Consider the following 16,040-nt stretch of genomic DNA (forward strand, 5'->3'; position numbering starts at 1 on the left):
TCAGTGCCTCGCCTTGGCCAGTACCCAGGCCGGGATCGGCTTGAGGCCCTTCACCAGGCCCAGCGCAGCCATTGCGCGCAGGCCATACCAGCTGATGTCGATCTCCCACCAGCGGAAGCCCTGGCGGGCGGTGCCGGGAAAGAAGTGATGGTTGTTGTGCCAGCCTTCGCCGAAGGTCAGCAGCGCCAGCCAGAGGTTGTTGCGGCTGTCATCACGGGTCTCGAAGCGGCGCCGGCCGAATCGGTGCGCCAGCGAATTGATGGTGACCGTGGCGTGGAACAACACCACGGTGGAGATGAAGAAGCCCCAGACCAGCATCTGCGGGCCGGAGGTATGCAGGCCCGGTGCCACACGCTCGAGCACCGCACCCACACCATACAGCGCAGCGGCCAGCAACACGGGAACCACGGTGTCGAACCGGTCCAGCCAGCGCAGCTCGGGGTAGCGGGCCAGATCGGGAATGCGCTGCAGATCGGTGGCAAAGGCGCTACGGGTGAGGAACCAACCCATATGGCTGCGCCAGAACCCGCCCTGGCGCGGGGAATGCGGGTCCTGCGGTTGATCGGCGTGGCGGTGGTGGTGGCGGTGGTGCGCTGCCCACCAGAGCGGGCCACGCTGCACGCTGGCGGCGCCGATGACCGCGAACACGAACTGCACGGTGCGCGATGCCTCGAACGTCCGGTGCGAGAAGTAGCGGTGATAGAACGCGGTGATGGCGAACATCCTGATCGCGTACAGGAACACTGCGACGGCAACCGCTGTCCAGGACACGCCCACCCAGATCACCCCGAGGCAGGCCACGTGCAGCAGCGCGAAGGGCAGGGCGCGCAGCCAGTCGATGCGGTCACCCTGGCTGCCGTCGATCGCCGTTTCGCTTCCGGCATCGGTGTCGAACCAGCGCTGGAAGGTGCGCAACAGGCGCGAACGTCTGCGGAGTGGAGGCGCTGCGGATGCCATGGACGGAAGCCCGAGGGAGTCGATTGCCTACCTCTACGCGTTGCGGTGCAGGTTGGATGCAGTGGATTGCAACAGACTGCGCGTTCACCTGCTCGTAACACCACAGCTCGCTACCAGCGGTCGCTGCAGCTCAGTGCGCCAGCGCTGCTCCGGCTGCTCGGTTGCGGGCGCGGCGAAGCGCACGGTCACCTGCGGATAATCGCCACGTGCATCGCGCAGGTTGCTGGTACCACGGAACTCGAGCAGGCGGCGATCAGCATCGGCGTAGACCAAGGACAGACGTGGGGCCACCGCGCCGAACCAGGTATCAAGGCGGACATTCACCGCATGGGCGGAAAGCCCCTGCCAGCGCACCGGGCCCTGGTACTGCACCTGCACGGGGTAGAAGCGTTGCCGGCCGGGCACCAGAAAAGGCAGGCTGACCGGTGCTCCACCCTGCAGCGTGCGCCAGTGGGCCCGCACGGCGGCATCGAAGCCGGCGTCGATCACGGCATCCGGGGGCAGCGGCAGCTGCTTGGTTCGGGAAGGCGTGGACGTGTCCTCCTTCCAGTCGACCCGGACCACGCCGGGGCCGACCCTCACATCGGCCGCTTGGCCGCTGCGGGCGTCCTGCAGCACATAGCCCCGCACCTGCGGCCGGGTGGCGGCGGGCATCTGCTTGCGGGCGAAAGGTTGGCCCGCAGGGCAAAGGTATTCCACCCAGCGTTCGCTGCCATCGCCGGCGCCGCGCTGCCAATGCACTTCGCGGTAGGCAATGACTCCGTTGGCCAGGGTGGCCACGCCCTCCGAACGCAGCAGCGGCGCGGCCGAAGCGGCGCAGGGCATGCAGAGCAGCAACCAGGCAAGACGCATCGGGGCGATCCATGGGAGGCTTGCGGGCCTGTACGCGCGCCGGCGCCGGCTGGATGCACGTTGGCACCCATCCCGGGTGCATCCAACGGGCGCCACCGTGCGTAGAGGGGAGGACTCCTCTTCACCCAACGGCAGCCCCCGCCGATGTACCGTCCTCCCGCCAGTCCCTCCCATCCCTTCGACACCGCGCGGATCGTGTCCAGTTCACAGCAGCCCAGCAACGAGCCAACGAACTGGAACGGCGAGATGGATGGCGTCGCCCGGCTGCGCGATCGTGACTGCTTCATGCGCATCTACGACCATTTCATGCCGCGCCTGTGCATTTATCTGCGTGGCCTTGGGGCACCCGCAGCGGTGGCCGAAGAGCTGGCCCAGGAATGCCTGCTGCGCCTGTGGCTGCGCGCGGCCGAGTTCGATCCTGCCCAAGGTGCGCTGAGCACCTGGTTGTATCGCATCGGTCGCAACCTGCACATCGACCGCGTGCGTCGCGAACGCAGCTGGATGCAGGTGCAGGAAGCCGTGGAAGACGCCGCTGCCGCCGACGTCGGCGAGCGCAGCAGCGCCGAGCAGTTTGCCGACCATGCCCGCCTGCGCCAGCGCATCAATGAACTGCCGGCCACGCAGGCGCGTCTGGTTCGCATGTCCTACTTCGAGGCCAAGAGCCACAGCGAGATCGCGCAGGCGCTTGGGATGCCGCTGGGCACGGTCAAATCACACCTGCGACGAGCGTTCCTGCAGTTGCAGTCGAAGGTCGGGGGTGCACCATGAATCCGCACCACCACCTGCATGAGTCGACGCTGATGAGCTACGCCGCCGGTGCTCTGCCGGCACCGTTGAGCATCGTCGCCGGCACCCATCTGGAGCAGTGCCCGCACTGCCGCCAGCGGCTGCGCGAAGCGGAGGCCATCGGTGCCGCATTGCTGGAGCAGACCCAGCCCGTGGCGGATGAGGCGCGGCGGGCGGGCCTGCGCGAAGCGATGCTTGCGCAGCTCGTCGAGGTCCAGGCCGACGCGGTGCCAGGCCCGCTGCGGTCGATGCCGCGCGAACGCCCCGAGGCGGATCCGGACCATCTGCCGACGTCGCTGCATCCGTACTTCGGCGATTCGCTGGGCCGGCTGCACTGGCGCTGGATGGCGCCGGGAGTGCATTGCATCCGTGCCGAGCAGATGCCGTCGCTGATCATGCTGAAGATCGCGCCGGGCAAATGCCTGCCGATGCACAGCCATGGACGCAGCGAACTGACACAGATCCTGCGGGGTTCCTACAATGATGCGCTGGGTCTGTTCGCGCCCGGCGATGTGGCCGACCTGGACGAGGAGGTCGAGCACCAGCCGGTAACGGCGCCGGGCGTACCGTGCATCTGCGTTTCCGCGCTGGATGCGCCGCTGGTATTCAGTGGTTGGCTGGCCCGCCGGATCCAGCGCTTCGTGAAACTCTAGGCTTCTTCAAGGTCAACGCATGTACGAAACACGCCCGCTGCGGATTCTGCTGACCGGCGCGACCGGACTGGTCGGGCAGGGCGTTGCCCGTGCCTGCCTCGCTTCGCCGCAGGTGGCGCGCACCGCTGCCCTGGTCCGCGGCAAGGCCCGGCTCGACGCGCGTATCGAGCAGATCGTGCTGGCCGATTTCCAGCATGCCCGTGGTGTGGGCCCGCAGCTGGCCGGATTCGATGCGTGTTTCTATTGTGCCGGAGCACCGCCGGTCGGCACCGCCGAGGACGAGTATCGGAAGGTGACGCTCGATGCCACCCTTGCCGTGGCTGCAGCATGGGCCGAGGCGAATCCGGACGGCCGGTTCCTGTATGTCTCCGGCGCCCATGCCAATCCCCACAGCCGGATCATGCCCCTGCGCATCAAGGGCGAGACCGAGGCCGCGTTGGCGCAGCTCGCGGTGCGCACCGTCATGCTGCGTCCCGCCGGGGTGCGCCCGGTTGCGGGGACCGGCACCCGTCATGCGGCGTTGAAGCCGCTGTATCGCTTTGGCGGTCCCCTGATGGCGGCGGCGGGCCGCGTCCTGCCCTCACTGGTGACCAGCAACGAAGCCATCGGCCGCGCGATGATCGTGCTGGCGACGATGCCGGAGCCGCCGGCGGTGCTGGAATGTGCGCAGATCAACCGGCTGGGTGGCGCTGCTGCAACCTGATGGGTGCGGTGCACATCTGCTGCACATCGCGCCTACTACAGTCGTCGCTCATCCTTCTGTGACGCATCGACGTGAACCTGCAGCCATCCTCTTCCCTGCTTCGCCCATCGCGCCCAGCGCCTGAAAACGGCCGTTTCGACCTGCTGGATGTCAACGCACTGCAGGATCCCGGCAGCGGCCGCATCGTCCATCTGTATTCACTGGTGGCGCGCTGCCTGTGCTGCGAGGTCGTATTCAAGGCGCAGGAGGGCGATGGGCTTGTCAGCACGTCTGCCGCGCGTGTACTGCGCTGCCCGACCGGCTGCGGTGAGCAGGCCTTCAGGGGCAGCGCGCTGCGCCAGTGGCGGCCCGCAGCGCAAGGCCCTCAGGCATTGCCCGGCTAAAGCACGGCCGGATTGGCCTGCCACACCGCGTAGTTGAGCGCGCTGGCGAACGTCACCCATGCCAGGTAAGGCAGCAGCAGCCATGCCGCCGCCGGACGCACGCGATGGAAGGCCACGATCGTGGCCACGATCAGCGCCAGCAACAGTGCGATGTCAGCGAACGCCAACGCCCCCTGTTTCCAGCCGAAGAACAGCCAGCTCCACAGCACGTTGAGGGCCAGCTGCAGCAGATAGAGTGCCAGCGCAGGCGCGGCCGCGCGCCATCCGCCCTGGCGCCACACCAGCCACGCCGCCAACGCCATCAATGCGTACAGCACCGTCCACACCGGACCGAACATGCTGGCCGGCGGTGCCCATGCCGGCAACGTCAGGCTTGCGTAGAAATCCGCTGCCGAGATCGAGGCACGCGCGCCCAGTGCGGCGGCCAGAAAAGTGACGATGGCCCAGCCCAGAAGGCCAACTGCTTGCCTGCGGACATTCACGGTGTCTTTCCTCCTGCACTATCGCGAACTGCGGTAGTGGGTTGTACGTAAAGGCGTCGCGACTGGATGCAGCCTTCGGGTCAGTCCGCCGTGCCACCGTCGCTGGCCGCTGCAGCACCGGGCAGCAACGCGGGCCGACCGTCGAACCATTCCCGCGCACCGGCCAGATGCCATTGGCGGCGCTGCCCATCCAGCTCGATGCCGGCACCCAGCAGGCCCCAGCGAAGGTAGAGGTCGCCACGCTTGCGCTGGTCCAGCAGATCCAGCCGCGCACGCAGCGAAAGGCGCTCGTTCTCCGCCTGCAGTCCATCCAGTACCAGATGCCCGGCGCGCCAGCGCAGGCGGGTATGCGCATCCACCTGGCCGGAGTCGAGCAGCGACAATGCCCAGCGCGGGTAATCGCTGCGCTCGGCAAACAGCGCCAGCAGCGGGCCCGCGTCGCGCATGGCAAGATCCGCGCGTGCGTCCACCTGGAACGGTGACTGCGCATCGATGTCACCGCGGGCGATGGTGACCCGGCCCCACCACGGCTGTGAACGCTGCTGCTCACCCACCTGCACGTTGCGCAGCTCGATCACGCTACCGCCCAGATCGAAGCGGCGCTGGCTGAAATCACCACGCCGCAGCCTGCCATCAAGGCGGGCGTCGCCCTGCAGGCCAAGCCCGGCCACCTGCAGGCGTGCGCGTTGGCTGCGCAGGCGGACACTGCCATTGCCAACCCGGCCCTGGGTATCGAGTTCAACGTCTCCGCTCACCTGGCCAGCGCCTCCCAGCAGCCGCACCTGGCCGTTGCCCAGGTAGCGGTTGTAGGCGGTGAGGTCTGGAATGCTCGCGTCATCGAAGCGCAGCTGGGCGCGCACGCCCTTGCGCAGCTCGCGCAGGCGACCGTCACCGGTGAGTGTCAGTGCCAGGTCGCGCCCATCGAACAGCGTGGCACCCTTGGCGCCGCCTGCACGCGCATTGAACGTGGGAAGCTTCACTGCCAGTACGGCGTGCGTCGGCGTCCCGGCCTGCAGTTGGCCATGGGCGCTGGCCGTTCCCTGCATGTGCACGCCGGCCACTTCGGCCACCGCCCGCGCCGCAGGTATATCGACGCTGCTGCCAGCGGCCAGCTCGCCGTTCTGCAGGCGCAGGTCGGCGCGCAGCACGCCACCGCCCTGCAGCTGGAACCAGGGTTTCTGCACGAACAGTGCGGGAATCCAGTTGAGCGAGGTGAAGGTCCATTCGCCCTTGACTGTTCCGGAGGTGCGGCCCAGCATCTCGCTGGGTTCGGCGAATGGAATGTGCCGCCCGGTGATGGTCAGATCCGCGTCCAGCGCAGCGCCTGTGCCCTCGCGCTGCGGCAACCGCGCCTGCAGGCGGATATCGCGGGCGGCGTCCAGCTGCACTGCCAGCGTTCCGCGGTCGGGGGCGCCAGCTCCCATCTGCAGGGGAACGCGCCAGACCGCATGGCTGCCGGGCTGAAGCGCGCCCTGGTCCAGGGTGATCGCGGCCTGCAGCTGCCCCGGCACGGCGGCGCTGGCAATGGAAGGACGTTGCGTGTCCGTATCCAGGCGCAGGCCCTGGCTGCGCGCCTGCACCTCCAGCACGGCATGCAGCAGCCCTAGCTTTGCCAGCCCGGGTGCCTGGTCGCGGTAATGCCGTGGGTAGGAGAACTGCGTCTTCAGCTGCATGTCGCCGAGCAGCTGGGTGCCGTCAAGGCTGACGTCGGCATCAGCGAACGCCACCTCCGAGTCCAGCAGTTCCGAGGGACCACCACGCAGCTGCTTCACGAAACCGACCGTGCCGCTGCCCTGGCCAACGATCAACAGCTTGCCCACGCGGACGCTGCGGATGGTTTCGCTATGAATGGCATCGAACCGCAACGTCCAGCCGCGATCGCCGCGCGGTGGTGAGGGAATGGCCTCCTCCACGCGCGCGATCTCGGCGGCCACCCCGGTCGCGTGCAGCGACGGCACGCGCACCTCGCGCTGGAACAGCGGCAGCAATGCCAAGCGTGCACTGGCGCGGTCCGCGCGCAGCACATACACCGTGTGATTGACGTGGCCGCGCATCTGCACATTCCAGGCGATGACATGCCCCGGCAGCAGCGTGATCGCCGGGCCGGTGGACATCACGAACTTGTGCGGTTTGCGATTGGTGACCTGATCGAACAGCGGCGTATTGAGGAAAACATTGCCTGCCAACAGGTACAGCAGATACAGGCCCAGCAGGTACGGCAGCAGCTTGCGGCCGTGACGGCGCCATCGCTGCGGGCGGGCGAGGGAGTGGGGCATGGACCCTCGGCGTGGAATGGGATGGTCATCACTATCGTAGATGCGGCTGCGGCGCGATGTGAACGTGCTGCGCACACCGCGTCCTATAATCAGCGCGTCACTGTTCAAGGAGGTCACGGCATGAATGCCCAGACCAGCAAGGAAGGCGCAACCCAGGATGCGCCGCGCGATGCCGCCTCGGCGTCGTTCGATCCGACCTACACCTCGGCCAACAGCGAGGTGCGGGCCGCCGCCGGTGGTTACTCGGTCACGTTGAACGAGGGCGACGGCGCGTTGAAAGTGGGTACCGAGCACAAGCGCGCAGCGTCCAGTCTCGCATCGCAGTTCCAGGGGACGTCGCTGAACATGGCCGGCAGCCCGACGCCCGATGGCGGCAGGGACTACCTGCTCACGATGGAGTCGGTGGTCGGGGCAAGCGCGAAAGGTGCCGGCTTCCAGGACACCAGCAGCACCGGCGTACGCGGGCGCTACAGGGTCAGCCTGCCCAGCGAGGCGGTGGACGTCGATCCCACCCGCATCAACCCGTTTGATCCGCAGACCATTCCGAAGGGGGGCAGCGTCACCCTGGATGGCCAGCAGTTCACCGGCACCGCACTGGAAGGCAGCTTCCGCCACATCGCCATGCAGAGCCAGACGACCGAGGCGAGCGGTGCCAGCTACCGCGTGGATCGCCTGGATGATGGCCGGGTGCGCGTCACCACCGGGCCGAACGAGGCGGTGGAAGCCTTCAACGGCATGGGATTCAGTGCCGGCAGGTTCAGCGCGATTGCCGGTCGGCAGGACGCGCTCGGTCACGCTGCCGTCCGCACTGCCACGTTCGACCTGGATCAAGCCGAAGGCCGCCAGGCCTATGAACAGTTCATCGACAACGGCACGCTGAGCGGCCAGACCCCGGGCGTGCAGGATCTGGCGACGGTCGAGCGGCTGGGCATGAGTTCGCAGGCGCGGCTGAAGGTCGGCTATGGCGACACGTTCGGCCTGGACCTGGCGGGTGCACGCAACAGCGGTGATGTGGTGCAGGTCAGTCGCGAGGACGGCAGCCGCACCGAACTGCGCAGCGTGCAGTACAACGGCAACCTGCCGGCAACCCGGGTCAGCGCCTACGGCGCCGACGGCCAGGAAGACAGGGCGCAGCGCCGCTATGAATTCACCTTCGACCTGCGCGGCCATGCGCAGGGTGAGCAGATTGCCGGAATGGTCAACGCGGCACTGTCCGGCGACCCCAGCGGTGATCGCGGACCGGTGAAGGCCGGTGAGCTCACTACCCTGAGCTTCAGCGAGGCCCAGATGCGCACGCTGATGGAGCGTACCCAGTCGATGGTAGGGGACAACCCGATGCTGGGGCCATCGTGGCAGGTGCTTGCAGAGGACGGCAACGGCAGCCCGCAGCAGGATGTGGACGCCTTTGCACTGGGGCTGGCGCGCAACCAGGGGCAATCCACCTATGGCATGGCCGAACGCCTGTTCCATATCGCCGCGGCGGGCGGCAAGGATCTGCAGAAGATCGACGCTGCCGTGCAGGGCGAGCACCTGCAGTCGCTCGCGCCGCCCTCACCGCTGCTGCCCCGGCAGGACCCACGGCACACCGCCAGCCCGGACCACGGCATGTGGCTGCAGAGCCAAGGCGCGGTGAGCAGCCTCGACCAGGCAATGGGGCGCCAGCCTGATGAGATGAGCGAACGGCTGGGCATGGCCCTGCTGGTCGCGGCCAAGGCCAAGGGCATGCAGCGGATCGACGAGGCCGTGCTCAGTGACGACGGCAGGTACGCGTTCGCGGTGCAGGGCCAGCCGCACGCCGCAGATCGTCAGATCGCCCGCACCGATACTGCTCAGGCAGTGGCTACGCCGGTCAGCGAGCACGTGCGCGAGCTGCAGCAGGGCCAGTCGCTGGCGGCAAGCTCTGAGCAGGCGAGCCAGCAGCAGGAGCGGGAGCAGTTGTCCCAGGAACACGCTGCACGGGCCATGGCGCGTTGAGTCGGGCGCGCCAGCCCAGCGGCTGGCGCATCGGGTCAGGCAGGCCTATCAGGCTCGCCAAAGCGCCCGGGCCTCATCGGCAAGCAGCGCAGGCTGTTCCTCAGGCCAGAACAGGCGTCCGCCTTCCACCCAGCGGATGCCGCGCGATGCCGGCAGCGTCTGGTGCAGCCACTCGGCCCAGCGCCCCGGAAAGAGGGGATCGGCTGTTCCCCACACCATGCGCGTGGGAATCGTACTGCGTTGCAGCGAGGCTTCGATGGCCACCAGCGGATTGGGGTCGAACGCCGCGAGGTGGCCATTGAGCTGCTTCTGGCGCAGGGGCGAGGACACCAGCGGGCGGAAACTGTATTCGATGGCCTCATCGCTGAAATGTGCCGGATCCACATAAGCCGAGCCACCGATACCGGCCGCTGATCGCGCGTAGCCGCGATCCTGCAGGTGGCGCACAATCTTCTGGTGATAGGTGCCTGCGCGTGCGGCGGCCAGTGAGTTCTTCATCTGCACCGGCGGGCTGTTCTGGTGCACGTCGCAGTTGGTCAGCAGCATCGTGCGCACGCGGCTCGGGTGCTGCACAGCGAACAACTGGGCCACGGTGCCGCCACTGTCATTGGCAACCAGGTCGACCATCGCAACGGATAGCGCATCAAGCAACGCAACGAGCATGGCGCTCTGTGCCTGCGGAGACAGGTCCTGCGTGGCCGCCACCGCGCTGTGGCCCAGGCCCATGAAATCCGGTGCAATGCAGCGGCGGGACGAGGAAAGCTGCGCGATCGCATGCCGCCACTGGAAGCCGCTCAACGGGAACCCGTGCAGGAACAGTGCGGCCGGACCTTTCCCTTGTTGCACGCAGGCGATGCGCCCGAACGGTGTGCGGACCCAGCGCCGGCGGGCGGCGAATGCTGCCGCATCCATGGGCTCGCGCAGGCCCGCGCTGGCGCCGCGCACGCTGGGCGGCCATCCCATGGCCAGCAACAGTCCAGCACCGATCAGCAGTGACCTGCGCGACGATGAAGGCGCATCGTTGGATGGACCGCTCATGACGTCACCGCCGTTCGACCGACGACCGCATGCTTGAACAACCGCACGGGCTTGCCCGCTGCGCGCTCGATCACGCCCTTGGCTTCCAGATCCAGCTGCACGGCCTTCAGCCACCATCCTGCGGTTGCGCCTGCGGGGAACAGATCTGCAGGCAGCGCCGGCAGCAATGACTGCTTGGCAATGGCAACGGAAACCCCGGGCGGCGTCTGCGGCAGCACGCCGAGCAGGGCGCTGCGCATGGCGCTGTACTTGCCCCGGTCGACCCACTGGGTCCTGCCGGGCGAGGTGATGCTCTCGATCTCGATCTTGTCTGGCTCAGGCATGGACCTCTCCTTCAATGCGGATATCCGGGCTGCGCAGGCCCATCGCAATCCAGGCCTTCATCAACCGGGCATAGAAGCGCAGCGAGTGTTGCTTGAGGTTGGGTACATCGGCGGGCAGCACGGAGGGATCGGGCAGATCGCCCACCATGGTGCGCATCTGCAGCGGCGGCCGGGCATCCTCCGGCCACAGGCCGCCATACAGGCTCAGCCAGTGGCCGCCGGTCAGTTCAAGAAACAGGGGCGTGCTGCAGCAGGTGGCCAGCACGCGACGGGTGCCGGCATCGGCTGAGAGGCGGAACGCGGCCAGGCGCTCCACTCCTGCCAGGAACTCCACCCGGTCCTTGCGATACATGACGAACCGGGTAGTTCCATGCGGTCCGAGCAGCCGCTGGGCGCCGGGCAGGCGCTGCAGGCGCAGGCCTGCGGCGCGGCAGCTGTTGCAGCAGCAGTCGACGCAGGCGATGGGTGTGCCGGTCAGGTTCAACGTCACTTCGCCACAGCGGCAGGCAACCTGTTGTGCGGAAGGCATGTGGATGCTCTCTTCGGGGGCTCTTTTTCTATCGACGAACCGGGGGCCCCGGAATCGACAGGGACGGTGGCAGTCGATAGCTCACCCGGTACAGGTCCAGGCTGGCGCCATCGCCGCGACGCGCTGAATAGGTGAGCGTGCCAGGGCGGGACCAGTCGAGCATGGCCCCATAGCTGTCGCTCGCACCGTCGTTGACGGGTGCGGGCAGTCGTATGCCGGGCACGTAGCGGTCACCGAACGCGCGTGCCGCGAACTGCTCGACCCGCGAACTGCCGAAGTCCTGTGCACGTGCGAAAACGATGGTCCGGCCATCGCCCAGGAAGGTGGCGTCGAACTCCTGCGCGGCCGTGTTGACCGCGCCTGCCACCGGCCGCGCAGGTTGCAGTTGGCCATCGTCCACCCGCGCGACATACAGATCGTGGCCACCGGCGCCACCTGCTCGGTCGCTGGAGAACAGCAGGGTGCCACCGTCGGGTGCGAGCATCGGCGCAAACTCGTTGGCGGGACTGTTGACGGCAGACCCGAGATGCTCAACGGCACCGAACTGCAGGCCCTGCACGGGCACCCTGTACAGGTCATCGCCGCCCAGGCCACCGGGGCGATCGGAGCAGAACAGCACGAAGCGGCCATCGGCGGTAAACGCAGGGTCGAAATCGCGGCCGGGTGTGTTGAACGGAACCGGGCGCGCGGCACTCCACTGGCCGTGCTGCAGATGCGAAACCCAGATGTCATGGCCACCTTCGCCGCCAGGCCGGTCACGGCTGAACCAGAGCGCTGTGCGTCCGTCGGGGCTCAGCGTCAGGCGGATTTCGCTGTATCGGGTCGACGCGATGCCTGGTGCGAAACGCTCTGCGTGAGGGTCGAGTGCCAACGCCTCTTGGCTGGCATCACCCCCCAGCAGTCCAGCGACCGCGACCGCAAGCGCGACCAGTGAGGCAAGCGCGTTCATGCCTGCCGCTCGAAATCGCTGATCCAGTTGGTCTCCCAGGTCGCTCCGCCGTCTGCGGATGCCGCCTGTTCCCAGCGTGCGGAACGCGAGGTGATCCGCGACCAGATCACCCGCGTTCTGATCGGTTGTCCCCGCAGCTGGTCGTCTCCCATGAACGTGCCGACGCCATCGACAAAACCGCCGCGGACCGGTGCGCCGATCCGCGTGGGATCGCGGCCATCCAACCACCAGCTCAACCACTGGCCACTGCTGGCATCCCATGCGCGGATGCCCATGCCGCATACGGTCGCAGCGGGGAAGTTCATGACATTGTCGCCAACGTTGCCGAAGCCGCCAAGCACCGGCCAGTTGTGCAGCGTGCCATCAAAGTGGTCCCAGCGGTTGCTGCCAGACAGGCGTTCGCGCAGTCGCTGATGCTGCACGGCCCAACGGCCAACCAGGAAGTCGAAGTCGCGGGGCGCATCCGACTGCAGCGGCAGCGGCGAGGGTATCGCTGCCGTGCGGGTGAACCAGTTGCGCCAGTTCACTTCCCAGTGCAAGCCGTTGTCCGCGGAGAATGCCTGCTCCCACCACGGCTGCGCAGCGTGGATGTCGTGCCAGCGGAACCAGACCTGGATGGGCTGGCCCTTGAAGGAATCCGCACCACGGAAGCTGCCGCCTGTACCGCTGAAGCCGCCACGCACCGGCGCTTCGAAGCGGCTGGGAGCGCGGCCATCCAGCCACCAGATTGCCCAGGTGGCGGAGGCCGGATCGAAGGCACGTACACCCAGGCCGCGGTAGGCGCCGCCGGGCAGCTGCATCAGGTTGTCATCGATCGTGCCCAGCCCGCCCAGGGTCAGCCAGACCGCACTGGTGCCGGTGAAGTCCACCCAGCGCGTGTCGGCCACCAGGCGTTCCTGCAGCCGGCGGTGACGCACGTTCCAGTTGCCCTGCAGCCAACGCCAGTCATTGGCATGGTCTCTGCCGGCATGGGCAGGGGTGGCGCCCAGCGGCAGGCACAGCCCGAAGGCGCCGGCACCGTACAACGCGGCAAGGCCGCCCAGAAATCCACGTCGCTGCATGTCTGATCCCCGTTGTCCGAGGCCTCATCTTCGACGTCGTATGGGGGATTGACCACGCGGATATCGAGGCTCAGGCTAAGCCACACTTATGGTCGCCCACCGCCACCTGCCGTCGCTCGTTGCCATCCGTGCCTTCGAGGCCGCGGCGCGGCTGGGCAGCTTTGCGCGGGCCGCGGAAGAACTGGACACCACGGCGGCATCGGTCAGCTATCACGTCCGGCGCCTGGAAGAGCAGACCGGTGCACGACTGTTCCTGCGCCACGCCCAGCACGTCGAACTGACCGAGGCCGGTGCCAGCGTCGCAAAGGAGGCTACCCGCGCCTTCGATGCCCTGCGTCGCAGTTTCATGCGCGCCGCCGACATGGATGCCACCCGCCTGCGCCTGACCGCACTGCCTACGTTGGGCACCAGTTGGCTGACGCCGCGGCTGGGTGGCTTCCGCGCCCGGCATCCGCAACAGGTGCTGGAGCTTGATCTGTCGGCGGAGCCGCAGGACCTGGCAGGCGGGCGCTTCGATGCGGCCATCCGCAACGGTCACGGCGACTGGCCGGGGCTGCACGCCGTGGAGCTGTTCCCCAGCGTGTTCACGCCACTGTGCGCGCCGGCGCTGCTTGAAGCCGCCACCGGCCTGGGCGGCGCGCGGCTGCCGGATGTGCCATTGCTGGGGCGTCCGGACTGGTGGGCGCTATGGTTCCAGGCATTCGCGCAGACACCGGCACCCGGGGCGGAGCGCTTCGCCACCAACTTCGCTGCCGAGCATCTGGACGTAGCCGCAGCGATCGCTGGCCAAGGCATCGCCATCGGCTCGCCGATCCTGTTCAAGGCCGAGCTGGATGCGGGGCGCCTGGTACAAGCTCACGAAGGCGTGGCCAGCGATGGCCGCAGCTTCTGGTTTGCCAGCCCGGCAGGACGCAGCAGTGCCCCGAAAGTCGCGCACTTCCGTGAGTGGCTGTGCACCGAGGCAGCGGCGGCCCGGCATGCTGCACGATCCCTGCTGCGCGGGGTGGCCACGCCATGACCCAGAGCCCGGAACTGCTGCGCCGCCTGCTGCGTGCAAAAGACCACATGGACCGGGCCAGCCATGAAGACTGGCCGGTGGCGCGGCTGGCCGGGATCAGTGCGGTTTCCGCGGCCCATTTCGCGCGCTCCTTCAAGGACGCCTTCGGGGTGCCGCCACACCGCTATCTGCTCAGCCGCCGCATCGAGCGCGCTGTCGCCCTGCTGCGCGATACCGAGCTGACGATCACCGAGATCGCACTGCAGACCGGCTGGACCAGCCTGGGCACCTTTGGCCGCATCTTTCGTGACATCACCGGCGACAGCCCCGGCGCCCTCCGCGACCGCGAGCGGACCGATGCCCCGGCGCAGGGCCCGGTGCCGGAGTGCCATGCGCGTGCCGCACGGCGCCCGGACCTGAAGATCGCAGTTTTGGAGAAGCGCCGCCGCACCGGCCTTGTTAGCGTAGATCCCACCTGAGGGAGGATCCTATGACTGGCATGGTGAATGTGGTCGGCCTGTATGTGCACGACCAGGATGCGGCACTCGATTTCTACGTCAACGCACTCGGCTTCCAGGTGCATACCGATGTCGGCAACGGTGACTATCGCTGGCTCACGGTGCATTCGGGCGGCGAGGGCGGTTTCCAGCTTGGCCTGTTCAAACCGGGGCCGCCGGTACACGATGCGGCCACTGCGCTGACCCTGCAGCAGATGGTGGCCAAGGGTGCGATGCCGCCGCTGGTGCTGGCGGTGGACGATTGCCGCGCCAGCTACGAACGGCTGCTGGCACGTGGGGTGGAATTCACCCAGGACCCGGTGGAGCGCTATGGTGCAGTGGATGCCGGATTCCGTGATCCGTCCGGCAATGGCTGGAAGATGATCGAGCGCCCTGCGAAGACTGCAGCGAGGACGCCGCAGTGAGGGCCGGCAGCTGGGCGCGTCCGGTGCACCGCTGGACGTCTATCGTCTTCACCCTGACAGTGATCGCCAACTTCGTGGCGCGCTGGATGGGGCAGGGCGAACCACCGGCCTGGCTGACCTACTCGCCGCTGCCGCCGTTGTTCCTGCAGCTGTTCACCGGGTTGTATCTGTTTGCGTTGCATCACCGCCGCAGGCCGGATGCCGCGCGCGCCGGCGTCGCACCCTGACGCGGGGCGCGCTGGCACATCAGGCGAAGGCGTGGGGGCTGTGGCCCGCCAGCAGAGCGGGAAGCAGCTGCATGGATTCGAAGATCACCTGGGCGCCAGCGGCGCGCAGTGCCTCGGGCGAACTGTGGAAAGGCCCACCCGGGCTGAAGCCGAAGACGGTGGCCCCGGCGGCGACGCCGGCGGTGGTGCCGGTCACCGTGTCCTCGATGACTGCACAGCGTGTGGGATCAACGCCCAGCGACGCGGCGGCGGCCAGATACACACCCGGGTGTGGCTTGGTCTGCGGCAGATCCTGGCCGCTGAACATGCGCCCTGCGAAGACCTCATGCAGGCCGATCCTGCGCAGTTGCAGTTCCATCTTCAGCAGGTCCGCGCCGGACGCGCACGCAATGCGCCCATCAGTGGCAGCGTGGATGGCGCGCACCGCTGCAGGCGCGCCAGGAATTGCAGTCAGATCGCGCTCCAGCGCGATATTGCGGCGTGCGCGGAACTCATCCAGCCACGCCGGCGTAAACGGCTTTCCCGTGCGCGCCTCGATCAGGTCGGCCTGGGCAGCCACGGATTTGCCGAGGAACACTTCACCGGCCTGACGGGCCGTCAGCGGCCAGCCGCGCTCGGTCAGCATCTCCGCGAGTACGCGGGAGGTCAGAGGTTCGGAATCGACCAGGACGCCGTCACAGTCGAACAGGACAGCGTCAAACGGGAAGCGTGACATGTTCCGTCCCCGCATCAGTTGTCGTGCACGCGGGCCGCTGCCGCGTTGGCGCGTTTCAGGCGCTCGTCCCGGGCCTGGCGGTCATAGGCATCCCTGGCCTGCATAGCTTCGCCTGCGGCACTGATCCATCCGCTGGTGCTGCATCCCGCGGCAAGGGTGGAGGCTGCGAGGGTGGCTGCGACAAGCAGTGATTTCATGGATGTTCCCTGGGGC

At 67.8% G+C, this 16,040-nt stretch carries 20 protein-coding genes; 9 read left to right on the forward strand and 11 right to left on the reverse strand.

The genetic code is table 11. The annotated features are described in order from the left end of the window. Positions 1-957: an acyl-CoA desaturase gene (locus AC1DCU_RS04460; protein ID WP_442251075.1), complete on the reverse strand. Its 957-nt coding sequence runs from the start codon at positions 955-957 to the stop codon at positions 1-3. Between the two features lie 84 nt (positions 958-1,041). Further along, positions 1,042-1,809, reverse strand: a complete 768-nt coding sequence (locus AC1DCU_RS04465; protein WP_442251076.1) for a hypothetical protein — start codon at positions 1,807-1,809, stop codon at positions 1,042-1,044. A 144-nt stretch (positions 1,810-1,953) separates the two neighbouring features. On the opposite strand from AC1DCU_RS04465, the gene AC1DCU_RS04470 reads away from it, so the two are divergent. The 4 genes from AC1DCU_RS04470 (at position 1,954) to AC1DCU_RS04485 (ending at position 4,334) form a co-directional block, all read left to right on the forward strand. Continuing rightward, the gene (locus AC1DCU_RS04470) at positions 1,954-2,577 is read left to right on the forward strand and encodes a sigma-70 family RNA polymerase sigma factor (RefSeq protein ID WP_025874474.1); all 624 of its coding nucleotides are present in this window, start codon (positions 1,954-1,956) and stop codon (positions 2,575-2,577) included. Then, on the forward strand, positions 2,574-3,248 hold the full coding sequence (locus AC1DCU_RS04475; RefSeq protein ID WP_025874475.1) for a ChrR family anti-sigma-E factor: 675 nt from the start codon (positions 2,574-2,576) through the stop codon (positions 3,246-3,248). Before AC1DCU_RS04470 ends, AC1DCU_RS04475 begins: the two co-directional genes overlap by 4 nt. 19 nt (positions 3,249-3,267) lie before the next feature. Continuing rightward, the gene (locus tag AC1DCU_RS04480) at positions 3,268-3,951 is read left to right on the forward strand and encodes an NAD(P)H-binding protein (protein ID WP_080148703.1); all 684 of its coding nucleotides are present in this window, start codon (positions 3,268-3,270) and stop codon (positions 3,949-3,951) included. A 71-nt stretch (positions 3,952-4,022) separates the two neighbouring features. After that, positions 4,023-4,334 (forward strand): hypothetical protein, encoded by a 312-nt coding sequence (locus tag AC1DCU_RS04485; RefSeq protein ID WP_032974675.1) that lies wholly within the window; start codon positions 4,023-4,025, stop codon positions 4,332-4,334. On the opposite strand, the gene AC1DCU_RS04490 is transcribed toward AC1DCU_RS04485, so the two are convergent. Beyond that, entirely contained in the window at positions 4,331-4,816 is a 486-nt protein-coding gene (locus tag AC1DCU_RS04490; protein ID WP_442251077.1) for a TspO/MBR family protein, read from the reverse strand. The two genes, AC1DCU_RS04485 and AC1DCU_RS04490, sit on opposite strands and share 4 nt — an antisense overlap. An 80-nt stretch (positions 4,817-4,896) precedes the next feature. Beyond that, positions 4,897-7,092: a hypothetical protein gene (locus tag AC1DCU_RS04495; RefSeq protein WP_442251078.1), complete on the reverse strand. Its 2,196-nt coding sequence runs from the start codon at positions 7,090-7,092 to the stop codon at positions 4,897-4,899. Positions 7,093-7,212: 120 nt separating this feature from the next. Here AC1DCU_RS04495 and AC1DCU_RS04500 point away from each other — a divergent pair, with 120 nt between their 5' ends. Further along, the gene (locus AC1DCU_RS04500; protein ID WP_442251079.1) at positions 7,213-9,066 is read left to right on the forward strand and encodes an XVIPCD domain-containing protein; all 1,854 of its coding nucleotides are present in this window, start codon (positions 7,213-7,215) and stop codon (positions 9,064-9,066) included. Between the two features lie 48 nt (positions 9,067-9,114). Here AC1DCU_RS04500 and AC1DCU_RS04505 read toward each other — a convergent pair whose 3' ends face one another. The 5 genes from AC1DCU_RS04505 to AC1DCU_RS04525 are packed head-to-tail and all read right to left on the reverse strand — an operon-like array spanning position 9,115 to position 12,966. Further along, positions 9,115-10,104: an alpha/beta fold hydrolase gene (locus tag AC1DCU_RS04505; RefSeq protein WP_442251080.1), complete on the reverse strand. Its 990-nt coding sequence runs from the start codon at positions 10,102-10,104 to the stop codon at positions 9,115-9,117. Continuing rightward, positions 10,101-10,427: a DUF6958 family protein gene (locus tag AC1DCU_RS04510; RefSeq protein ID WP_049470813.1), complete on the reverse strand. Its 327-nt coding sequence runs from the start codon at positions 10,425-10,427 to the stop codon at positions 10,101-10,103. Before AC1DCU_RS04510 ends, AC1DCU_RS04505 begins: the two co-directional genes overlap by 4 nt. After that, positions 10,420-10,956 (reverse strand): GFA family protein, encoded by a 537-nt coding sequence (locus tag AC1DCU_RS04515; RefSeq protein ID WP_229289815.1) that lies wholly within the window; start codon positions 10,954-10,956, stop codon positions 10,420-10,422. The genes AC1DCU_RS04510 and AC1DCU_RS04515 overlap by 8 nt, the downstream gene beginning before the upstream one ends. Before the next feature lie 28 nt (positions 10,957-10,984). Then, positions 10,985-11,905 carry a TolB family protein gene (locus AC1DCU_RS04520; RefSeq protein ID WP_442251081.1) on the reverse strand — a complete coding sequence of 307 codons (921 nt, stop codon included), beginning with the start codon at positions 11,903-11,905 and terminating at the stop codon, positions 10,985-10,987. Then, a complete protein-coding gene (locus tag AC1DCU_RS04525) occupies positions 11,902-12,966 on the reverse strand; it encodes a hypothetical protein (protein WP_442251082.1) in 1,065 nt (354 codons plus the stop codon). Before AC1DCU_RS04525 ends, AC1DCU_RS04520 begins: the two co-directional genes overlap by 4 nt. A gap of 88 nt (positions 12,967-13,054) precedes the next feature. On the opposite strand from AC1DCU_RS04525, the gene AC1DCU_RS04530 reads away from it, so the two are divergent. The 4 genes from AC1DCU_RS04530 to AC1DCU_RS04545 are packed head-to-tail and all read left to right on the forward strand — an operon-like array spanning position 13,055 to position 15,112. Further along, on the forward strand, positions 13,055-13,984 hold the full coding sequence (locus AC1DCU_RS04530; RefSeq protein WP_442251083.1) for a LysR substrate-binding domain-containing protein: 930 nt from the start codon (positions 13,055-13,057) through the stop codon (positions 13,982-13,984). Next, positions 13,981-14,442: a helix-turn-helix domain-containing protein gene (locus tag AC1DCU_RS04535; RefSeq protein WP_313443835.1), complete on the forward strand. Its 462-nt coding sequence runs from the start codon at positions 13,981-13,983 to the stop codon at positions 14,440-14,442. Before AC1DCU_RS04530 ends, AC1DCU_RS04535 begins: the two co-directional genes overlap by 4 nt. Before the next feature lie 11 nt (positions 14,443-14,453). After that, the gene (locus AC1DCU_RS04540; RefSeq protein ID WP_442251084.1) at positions 14,454-14,885 is read left to right on the forward strand and encodes a VOC family protein; all 432 of its coding nucleotides are present in this window, start codon (positions 14,454-14,456) and stop codon (positions 14,883-14,885) included. Next, positions 14,882-15,112 (forward strand): hypothetical protein, encoded by a 231-nt coding sequence (locus AC1DCU_RS04545; RefSeq protein ID WP_442251085.1) that lies wholly within the window; start codon positions 14,882-14,884, stop codon positions 15,110-15,112. Before AC1DCU_RS04540 ends, AC1DCU_RS04545 begins: the two co-directional genes overlap by 4 nt. A 19-nt stretch (positions 15,113-15,131) precedes the next feature. Here AC1DCU_RS04545 and AC1DCU_RS04550 read toward each other — a convergent pair whose 3' ends face one another. Continuing rightward, positions 15,132-15,827 carry an HAD family hydrolase gene (locus tag AC1DCU_RS04550; protein ID WP_442251086.1) on the reverse strand — a complete coding sequence of 232 codons (696 nt, stop codon included), beginning with the start codon at positions 15,825-15,827 and terminating at the stop codon, positions 15,132-15,134. Positions 15,828-15,841: 14 nt separating this feature from the next. Next, positions 15,842-16,024 (reverse strand): hypothetical protein, encoded by a 183-nt coding sequence (locus AC1DCU_RS04555; protein WP_081794503.1) that lies wholly within the window; start codon positions 16,022-16,024, stop codon positions 15,842-15,844. Between the last annotated feature and the right edge of the window lie 16 nt (positions 16,025-16,040).

The organism is Stenotrophomonas sp. 10L48, assembly GCF_056395105.1.

Coding starts and splice junctions, on each gene's coding strand:
- AC1DCU_RS04460 (WP_442251075.1), bottom strand. CDS start 957: ATGGCATCCGCAGCGCCTCCACTCCGCAGACGTTCGCGCCTGTTGCGC.
- AC1DCU_RS04465 (WP_442251076.1), bottom strand. CDS start 1,809: ATGCGTCTTGCCTGGTTGCTGCTCTGCATGCCCTGCGCCGCTTCGGCC.
- AC1DCU_RS04470 (WP_025874474.1), top strand. CDS start 1,954: ATGTACCGTCCTCCCGCCAGTCCCTCCCATCCCTTCGACACCGCGCGG.
- AC1DCU_RS04475 (WP_025874475.1), top strand. CDS start 2,574: ATGAATCCGCACCACCACCTGCATGAGTCGACGCTGATGAGCTACGCC.
- AC1DCU_RS04480 (WP_080148703.1), top strand. CDS start 3,268: ATGTACGAAACACGCCCGCTGCGGATTCTGCTGACCGGCGCGACCGGA.
- AC1DCU_RS04495 (WP_442251078.1), bottom strand. CDS start 7,092: ATGCCCCACTCCCTCGCCCGCCCGCAGCGATGGCGCCGTCACGGCCGC.
- AC1DCU_RS04500 (WP_442251079.1), top strand. CDS start 7,213: ATGAATGCCCAGACCAGCAAGGAAGGCGCAACCCAGGATGCGCCGCGC.
- AC1DCU_RS04505 (WP_442251080.1), bottom strand. CDS start 10,104: ATGAGCGGTCCATCCAACGATGCGCCTTCATCGTCGCGCAGGTCACTG.
- AC1DCU_RS04510 (WP_049470813.1), bottom strand. CDS start 10,427: ATGCCTGAGCCAGACAAGATCGAGATCGAGAGCATCACCTCGCCCGGC.
- AC1DCU_RS04515 (WP_229289815.1), bottom strand. CDS start 10,956: ATGCCTTCCGCACAACAGGTTGCCTGCCGCTGTGGCGAAGTGACGTTG.
- AC1DCU_RS04520 (WP_442251081.1), bottom strand. CDS start 11,905: ATGAACGCGCTTGCCTCACTGGTCGCGCTTGCGGTCGCGGTCGCTGGA.
- AC1DCU_RS04525 (WP_442251082.1), bottom strand. CDS start 12,966: ATGCAGCGACGTGGATTTCTGGGCGGCCTTGCCGCGTTGTACGGTGCC.
- AC1DCU_RS04530 (WP_442251083.1), top strand. CDS start 13,055: ATGGTCGCCCACCGCCACCTGCCGTCGCTCGTTGCCATCCGTGCCTTC.
- AC1DCU_RS04535 (WP_313443835.1), top strand. CDS start 13,981: ATGACCCAGAGCCCGGAACTGCTGCGCCGCCTGCTGCGTGCAAAAGAC.
- AC1DCU_RS04540 (WP_442251084.1), top strand. CDS start 14,454: ATGACTGGCATGGTGAATGTGGTCGGCCTGTATGTGCACGACCAGGAT.
- AC1DCU_RS04550 (WP_442251086.1), bottom strand. CDS start 15,827: ATGTCACGCTTCCCGTTTGACGCTGTCCTGTTCGACTGTGACGGCGTC.
- AC1DCU_RS04555 (WP_081794503.1), bottom strand. CDS start 16,024: ATGAAATCACTGCTTGTCGCAGCCACCCTCGCAGCCTCCACCCTTGCC.